Origin of the sequence: Photobacterium damselae (assembly GCF_003026815.1) — a bacterium.
In the GTDB taxonomy this organism is placed as follows: domain Bacteria; phylum Pseudomonadota; class Gammaproteobacteria; order Enterobacterales; family Vibrionaceae; genus Photobacterium; species Photobacterium damselae.
This window is the reverse complement of the sequence record NZ_PYOG01000080.1, coordinates 1-2,235: the sequence shown is the minus strand read 5'-3', so window position 1 is coordinate 2,235 and position 2,235 is coordinate 1. Positions and strand designations below refer to the sequence as shown.

Below are 2,235 nucleotides of genomic sequence, written 5' to 3'. Positions count from 1 at the left end.
GGAATGGCATCGATACCTTGTACTGAACCGTTATTGAGAATAATGGCATCACGAATTTTGCTCGTCCAAAGACCGCGCTGCTCCAGATCGCTTACCAGATATTTGTTAATGATGATGAACTCACCCGACAGTGTTTGGCGTTTGTATATATTGCTGGTTTGCGCTTCAAACGCTTCGTTGTTACCTAAAATTTGCGCTGTCGACGCCGTTGGCATTTGAGCAATCAGTAGCGAGTTGCGCACACCATGCTCTGCGATTTGGTGCTTGAGCTGTGACCAATCCCAGCGGCTGCTTGGTTGTTCACACCACAGGTCAAATTGGAACTGACCATGACTGATTGGTGATCCGTCATAGCTAGAGTAGGTACCTTTTTGCTTCGCGATTTCACAAGACGCTTCAAGGGAGGCGTGGTACATGGTTTCAGCGATGTCACGGTTTAGCAGTAATGCTTCTTCGCTATCAAACGGAAGATGCATTTTGAAGAACACATCCGCCAAACCTTGAATACCCAAACCGACAGGACGATGTGCGTGGTTCGATTTTTCAATCTTATCAGTTGGGTGATAATTCACATCGATAACGCGGTCGAGGTTCTTAATCGCGACTTTGGTGACTTGGTGAAGTTTGTCGAAATCAAACCCAGTGTTTGTAACGAACTTAGGCAATGCCAAGGACGCCAAGTTACAAGCCGCCGTTTCATCTGGCGTCGAGACTTCCATAATCTCTGCGCACAAGTTACTCGACTTAATGGTGCCGAGGTTTTTCTGGTTCGACTTTTCATTACATGCATCTTTGTAGAGCATGTACGGCGTACCTGTCTCGGCTTGCGACTCAATGATTTGCGTCATCAATTGGCGGGCTTTGATGGTCTTCACGCCCAAGCCCATACGCTCGTATTCTTGGTACTTCTGAGTAAACTCAGCACCGTATAGGTCAGACAAGCCTTTGGTATTATGTGGGCTAAATAGAGTCCATTCCGCGTCGGTTTCGACACGCTCCATGAACAAATCTGGCACCCATAGAGCGAGGAACAAATCACGAGCTCGGAACTCTTCTTTACCGTGGTTCTTACGTAAATCGAGGAAGGATTCGATATCCGCATGCCAAGGTTCCAGATAAACCGCAAACGAGCCCTTGCGCTTACCGCCACCTTGGTCCACATAGCGAGCCGTTTCATTGAAGACTTTGAGCATTGGCACTATGCCATTCGACACACCGTTAGTGCCAATAATTGGCGCTCCCGTCGCGCGAATATTATGGATGTGTAACCCAATGCCGCCCGCAGATTTAGAAATCAGCGCACAGTCTTTGAGGGTGTCGTAAATGCCGTTGATGGAATCTTCTTGCATCGCTAACAGGAAGCACGACGATAGTTGCTGCATCTTACAGCCAGCATTAAACAACGTCGGCGTGGCGTGGGTGTAGTAACAAAGGCTGAGCAAATCGTATAGCTCTCTAATTTCCTCAAGATCGTCACCCGCGACAGCGACCGCTACACGCATGAACATATCTTGTGGCCGCTCAACCACTACACCTTTTACTTTCAATAAGTAGGAACGTTCGAGAGTTTTGTAGCCGAAGTAATCAAACTGATAGTCGCGTTTGTAGTCAATCATGTCTTCGAGCGCAAACTGATTCTTGGCAACAAAGTCGACGTAAGCACTGGAAAGAATACCGATTTCAGAGAGCTCACGTGTTGCAGTTGCGTATCCGCTGGTTTCTTTTTGCAAAGAACTTACCATCACGCGAGCCGCAAGCTTGGCATAATCAGGATGTTCCGTCGCAAGGCTTGCTGCCGTTTCAGCGAGGAATACATCGATTTCCGTTACCTTAATGCCATCGTACAAACCGCTTACAACGCGTTGTGCAACCGCAATCGGTTCGACTTTTAGTCCATCAGCCAGCATTTCAGCTCTTCGAGTCACCTTATCTAGACTGGCTTTTTCTTTCCGTCCATCTCGTTTTATAACGTCCATAATCTATATCTTGTATGTATATCAAATATTAAACACTATATGTGCACATATATTTAAATGATAATTGATACCATTTCAATAAATATTTAAATATCTCAATAACATTGCTGAACAAAGTCACCGGCCTATAAAGCAGAAGATGCGTCAAGCATTAGGAGGGAAATCTATTGAGGGAGCACAAGCTACAATGTCAGGTCAGGAAGTTTGGACTCAAGTTAGACGAGGACAAGTTGGTGATTTAAGTTTACCCGTATGGGAG

At 46.0% G+C, this 2,235-nt stretch carries 1 protein-coding gene and 1 pseudogene; one reads left to right on the top strand and one right to left on the bottom strand.

Annotated features, from left to right (window positions below; genetic code table 11):
- The coding region (locus CTN07_RS22265; protein ID WP_036766205.1) for a ribonucleoside-diphosphate reductase subunit alpha at positions 1-1,976 on the bottom strand (1,976 nt) is incomplete at its 3' end.
- An 88-nt stretch (positions 1,977-2,064) separates the two neighbouring features.
- Here CTN07_RS22265 and CTN07_RS22260 point away from each other — a divergent pair.
- A pseudogene (locus CTN07_RS22260) lies at positions 2,065-2,235 on the top strand (DDE-type integrase/transposase/recombinase); the annotation flags it as partial.